Below are 5,090 nucleotides of genomic sequence, written 5' to 3' on the forward strand. Positions count from 1 at the left end.
GACCGTCTGGATGCGGAGATTGCCCGTGTCCGCCGGCACGGCGCCACCTTCGCGCTGTTCTGCCTGGACATCGACCGCTTCAAGGCCGTGAACGACACCCACGGCCACTCGGTCGGCGACGCGCTGCTCCGGATCGTCGCAGCCCGACTTCAGGCCGTCATCCGCACGGAAGACATGCTGGCGCGGATCGGGGGCGACGAGTTCGTGATCATCCAGACCGAGGCCGAGCAGCCCGAGAGCGCTTCCGCCCTCGCCGAGCGCCTGATCGGCACCGTGGAGCAGCCCATCGAGCTCCAGGAGCATACCCTCTCGGTGAGCCTCAGCGTCGGGATCGCCCTGGCACCCGCCGACGGCCACGATCCGCTGAGCCTCTACAACAGCGCGGACCGCGCCCTGTACCGTGCGAAGGCGCAGGGCCGGAACACCTTCCGATTCGCGGGCTGAGGCCTCAGGCGATCAGCCCTCGGCCATCCGGAACGCCATCCGCAGCAGGCCCTGCTGCTGGGCCACCGGGCTCTCGACGGGGACCGGGGTCGGCCGGTCCTCGGCGATCAGCGCGTCGAGGTGCAGGATGCGGCTGTGCAGGCGCCGGGCGCGCACGATCAGCTGCTGGAGGCGCATCGGCAGCAGGTTGAAATCCTGCTGCTTCGGCGGCTCCGCCGTGCCGAGCTTGACGCGGTGCTTCTCCTGAAGGGCCTCCGCCGGGGTCATCTCGCCTTCGGCGACCGCGCGCTGCACCAAGAGCCACGAGGCGATCTGCATCAGCAGCGTGGTCAGGCGCATGCTCTCGGCCGCGTAGCTGAGGGTCGCGTCGCGGGAGACCAGACGCGACTCGTCGCGGCCTTCGCCGTCGAGATAGGCGGCGGTCTCCTCGACCAGGGTCATCCCGTCGCGGAACAGCGCCTTGAAGGCGTCCGAGTTGACGTAGGACCTGCCGAAATCGATCCAGTCCTGATCGTCCCGAAACGTGACATCGAAGCCGTTCATCTGCCTCTCCTGTGCCGTCCGACGGCCCGGCTCGTTCCGATCCGGGACGCTCCGTCCTTGGCTTTCGGACGACACCGCAATCCTAGCGCCGATTGGCCCGAACAGCAGGGTTCATGTTTTTTTAACCTTAACCCGCCGTCCGGTGCCTGGAGAAGGGTTGGGAGAAGGGTTTCGGGTCCGGCGGCGGAGAACGCCTCAGAACGCGGCCCGGATCCCGCCGAAGACGCTGCGGCCGCTGCCGGGATAGAACGCCGCCAGCGCGCCCGCTCCGCCGGCCGTCGCGGCGGCGTTTGCGACCACGGCGATGTCCGAGACGTAGCGGGCATTCGTGAGATTGCGGGCATCCACGAACAGGGCGACGCCGTCGGCGAAATCGATGCCGGCCTCGACGCCGAGCAGGGCGTAGCCCGGCACCCGCAGGGTGTTGGCGTGATCCGCGAAGGCGCCCTGCGGGACCCAGTCGAGCGACGGCGCGACGTGGAAGCCGCTCGGGTGCCGGTAGCTCAGGACCGTCCGCAGCACGTCCGCCGGGATCCCGGCGATGCGGTTGTTGCCGAAGACCGGGTCGCCGACGAATCGGAAGTCGTTGTGGGTCCAGATCTGGGTCAGGCTGACCCCGTCGCCGGTCCCGGCGAGATCGCGGACGAGGTCCAGGGTGACGGCCGCCTCGACGCCCTGGTGGACGGAGCGGGGCGTGTTGAAGGTGGCGGCCGGGATGTTGAGGCCGGGATTGGTCGCGAAGTTGATCAGCTCGTCGCGCAGGTCCGACCGATAGAGCGTCACGTCGAAGGCGAGGCGGCCGAAGCGCCCGCGGGCGCCGGCCTCGTAGGTCCAGGCGCGCTGCGCCCGCAGGGGTACGAAGGTGGTGCTCAGGAGGTTCTGCTGAACGAGATCGGAGAAATCCGGCACGTCCCGGGACCGGACGACGTCGCCGAAGACCTGGATGTCGGGCCGCGGCTGCCACAGCAGGCCGACCTTCGGGTTGAGCCCCTCGTAGGTCACATCGGCGAAGCGCGGCCTCGGGTTGCCCGGCAGGCCGCCCTTGTCGCTGAAGGTCCGGTTCGACGAGAACGCCTTCGCGCCGGTCATCAGCGCCACGTCCGGCAGGAACCAGAAGCGGTTCTCGCCATAGGCCTCGACGCTCGACGCGCTTTGGAGGGAATTCAGCGTCTGCGCCCCCCGCTGTCCGCGGACATTGACGAATTGCAGCGCGGAGTTCTGGCCCGCGAAGGCGCGCAGCCCGAGGACGACGTCGTCGCGGAAGCCGCCGAGATCGAAGGTCCCGGCCCAGTGCGGGCTGATCCCGTAGGTCCAGCCATCCTGGTCGATCGCCTGGAAGATCGGATGGTACAGGCTCTTGTGGATCGCCCAGGTGTCGACGTCGAGCTTGCCCACGTCGAGGAGGAACGAGGTGCGGTTCGCGATGCGCTCCGTCTCGACCTTGCGGGACTGGTTGCCCGTGATGGCGGCGGGATTGGCCAGCGTCGGCGTCGTAAGGCTTTGGCCGAGGGTCAGGGTGCCCGGGAGCTTCTGGTCGGTGAGATAGGTGCCGAGATAGAAGCGGGTCTCGATGTCGGGGGCGATCCGGTAGCCGATATTGACGTTGAAGTTCTTCGTGGCCTGCGCCTCGTGGGCACGGAACCCGTCGGAATTGGTCAGCGTCGCGTTGACCAGCACGTCGAGCGGCCCGTCGATGCGGGACATCTGGGCCTGCTCGCGGATCGTGCCGAAGCTGCCGCCATCGACCCGCAGGATGTTGGGCGCCAGCGCCGTGTAGGCCGTGGGCGTCACGACGTTGACGGCGCCGCCCAGGGTCGTTGCCCCGAAGGTGAGGGCGTTGCCGCCCTTGTAGACCTCCACCGAGCGCAGGGCGAGCGGATCGACCTGATAGAAGTCGCCGCTCCCGTCCGCGAGGTTGAGCGGGATCCCGTCCTGCAGCAGCTCGATGGCGCGCAGGTGAAAGGCGCGGGCGATGCCGGAGCCGCGGACCGACAGGCGCAGCTCCTGCCCGTAGCGCTCCTGCACGTAGACGCCCGGCACGTCCTTGAGCACGTCGCGGAGCGTGTTGGCATAGCGGTCCTGGAGCGTCGCGGCGTCGACGAAGGCCACGGACCCGACGGTTCCCGCGAGGGCGGCCCGCTGGCGGTCGACGCTCGGCACCGAGAGCGAGCCGCGGGTCTCGCCCGACGGCGCGTCCGTCGCGGCGGCGCCGACGACGCTGAGTTCGGACAGGGTGACCGAGGCGGCCGATGACTGAGGTTGCGCTGCGGCCGGCGTCGCGCAGGCGGAGAGGAGGAGCGCGGCGCGTCGGCCGGCCCGGAACAGGCGGGGCATGGGGCAGAATCCGTGTCTGATGATCGGGGGCGGGCGGCGATCGGTCAGACGACGGGTGGGGCGCGGGCTCCGAGACCGGGACGTGGCGGCGCCCGCGGGAAAGCGACGCGCTGCGGCCGCGGGCCGGCGGCCGCGACCGGACGGGCGAGGGGGACGGCCGTCACGGTCGAGGGCGCGGGGAGGGTCGCTGGCCCCGCCGCGTGACAGGCGACGCAGCAATCCCCGTGGTGATGAGCCGGCAACTGCTTGCCGGCCGGTGCCCGATCTGTCTGGCCGCCATCGTCGAGGCACAGGATGTGGTCCGGTCCCGCATTGGCCGAGGCGATGCCGCCGAGGATGCCCTGCAGCGCCAGGGCGTAGAGGGCGAGGAACGCCACGACCCGAGCGCATGCACGGACCGACCGTGCGGGAACGTCCCGACGATCCGCGCGGCCGCGCAGGCCGGGCGCCGTGGCGGCCCGGCCTCGTGGGTTCTCCCTTCTCACGTCGGTCGCCCGGCGGCCGATGCTCCCTGTCGGGCGGCTAGTGCTGGTGCTGATGCTGGCCGCTCGGCGCGCCCGCGCCGATCGGGGCCACCGTGAAGGTCACCGGCACGGCGCCCGCCCGCTGGAAGGTGAGCGTCCCCGCGACGGTCTCGCCGGCCTTCGGCGCGCCGGTGAGACCCTCGAACATCAGGTGGTAGCCGCCGGGCTTGAGCTCCACGGTCTCGCCGGGCTTGATCGTCAGGCCGTCCGAGACCGGTGCCATCTTCATGACGCCGCCCTCCATCGACATGGAGTGGATGTCGCTGCTCTTGGCAAAGGGCACCGTCGCGCCCGTGAGCGTGTCGGGCGTGCTCCCGGTATTGGTGATGCGCACATACCCGCCCGCGACCTTGGCGCCGTTCGGCGTGGCGCGCAGCCACGGCGTCTCGATCGTCAGGTCCCCGGCCTTCACGGTCGAGCCGGCGGCGGGCGTCGCCGCGGCCGGTGCGCCGCCGGCCTGAGCCACCTGGACGATCCGGAAGGACGGTGCCGCCGCCTTCAGGTCATGGGCGTCCTGGCCGGCCTTGGGGATCTCCGACCAGGAATAGCCGCCCTCCGAGCAATCCTGCTGGACCGGGACGTAGACGGTCGCGCCGGGCTCGAACGTGCCGGCCACCTGCGCCAGGAACGTGAACTCGTCGACTTGGTCGTCCGGCAGGGAGCCGCCGCTCCAGGTGATCGCCGTTACGCCCTCAGAGGCCGTGCCGTGATGGGTCGCGTAGGTCTTGGCGTAGGGGCCGCGCGTCATGGCGAGGGTCCAGCCGGGCTTCGGCATCGGCTTGGCGCCGACGAGGCCCTCCGGGATGCTGACGCTCACGCGGGTGGTCGGCTTGCCGTTGCAGCCGTGCATGATCTGGACGACGCCGCGATACGCGGCGCCGGGGGCGGCCTGCTTGCGTTCCAGCACTGCGTGAGCCTGCGCCGCGGAAGCGAGCAGCCCGAGGCCGAGGGCGGCCGAGACAAGGGTCTTCATGGGAGTACATCCGTCCTGAGGGATCCGAGAGGTGGTGATCGCTCAGGCGGTCGGCGGCCCCCGGGGGGAGGCAATTGTGCCGGGCGGGGCGCGGGCGCCGATGCTGCCGGTGAGGGGCCAGGCCGGATGAAGATCCGCGGCCGCGGCCCACCGGAGTGCGGTCACGGCCGGTCGCGGCGGAAGCGCCGGCCCGGTGGCCTGGGCCGCCGTGCAGCAATCGCCATGGCGGTGGGGAACGGGCGCTCCCGGTATGGCCCCCGCGTCGAATGTGC

General features: G+C 70.9%; 5 protein-coding genes. 1 reads left to right on the plus strand and 4 read right to left on the minus strand.

Features of this window, described 5'->3' with window-relative positions; genetic code table 11:
- A partial coding sequence (locus tag I53_RS17860; protein ID WP_043353075.1) for a GGDEF domain-containing protein occupies positions 1-444 on the plus strand: 444 nt, incomplete at its 5' end.
- 12 nt (positions 445-456) lie between these two features.
- Here the strand turns inward: I53_RS17860 and I53_RS17865 are convergent.
- The 4 genes from I53_RS17865 to I53_RS17880 form a co-directional block, all read right to left on the minus strand.
- On the minus strand, positions 457-987 hold the full coding sequence (locus I53_RS17865) for a DUF1465 family protein (protein WP_043353077.1): 531 nt from the start codon (positions 985-987) through the stop codon (positions 457-459).
- Positions 988-1,182: 195 nt separating this feature from the next.
- On the minus strand, positions 1,183-3,321 hold the full coding sequence (locus I53_RS17870; RefSeq protein WP_043353079.1) for a TonB-dependent receptor: 2,139 nt from the start codon (positions 3,319-3,321) through the stop codon (positions 1,183-1,185).
- A gap of 44 nt (positions 3,322-3,365) precedes the next feature.
- Positions 3,366-3,698 carry a DUF2946 family protein gene (locus tag I53_RS17875; protein WP_043353080.1) on the minus strand — a complete coding sequence of 111 codons (333 nt, stop codon included), beginning with the start codon at positions 3,696-3,698 and terminating at the stop codon, positions 3,366-3,368.
- Between the two features lie 145 nt (positions 3,699-3,843).
- The gene (locus I53_RS17880; RefSeq protein WP_043353082.1) at positions 3,844-4,818 is read right to left on the minus strand and encodes a DUF1775 domain-containing protein; all 975 of its coding nucleotides are present in this window, start codon (positions 4,816-4,818) and stop codon (positions 3,844-3,846) included.
- Positions 4,819-5,090: the final 272 nt, after the last annotated feature.

The organism is Methylobacterium sp. B1 (assembly GCF_000333255.1).
Taxonomy (GTDB): Bacteria; Pseudomonadota; Alphaproteobacteria; order Rhizobiales; family Beijerinckiaceae; genus Methylobacterium; species Methylobacterium fujisawaense.

Bases quoted from the DNA above. Each gene is read 5' to 3' on its own strand.
- I53_RS17865 (WP_043353077.1), bottom strand. From the start codon at position 987: ATGAACGGCTTCGATGTCACGTTTCGGGACGATCAGGACTGGATCGAT.
- I53_RS17870 (WP_043353079.1), bottom strand. From the start codon at position 3,321: ATGCCCCGCCTGTTCCGGGCCGGCCGACGCGCCGCGCTCCTCCTCTCC.
- I53_RS17880 (WP_043353082.1), bottom strand. From the start codon at position 4,818: ATGAAGACCCTTGTCTCGGCCGCCCTCGGCCTCGGGCTGCTCGCTTCC.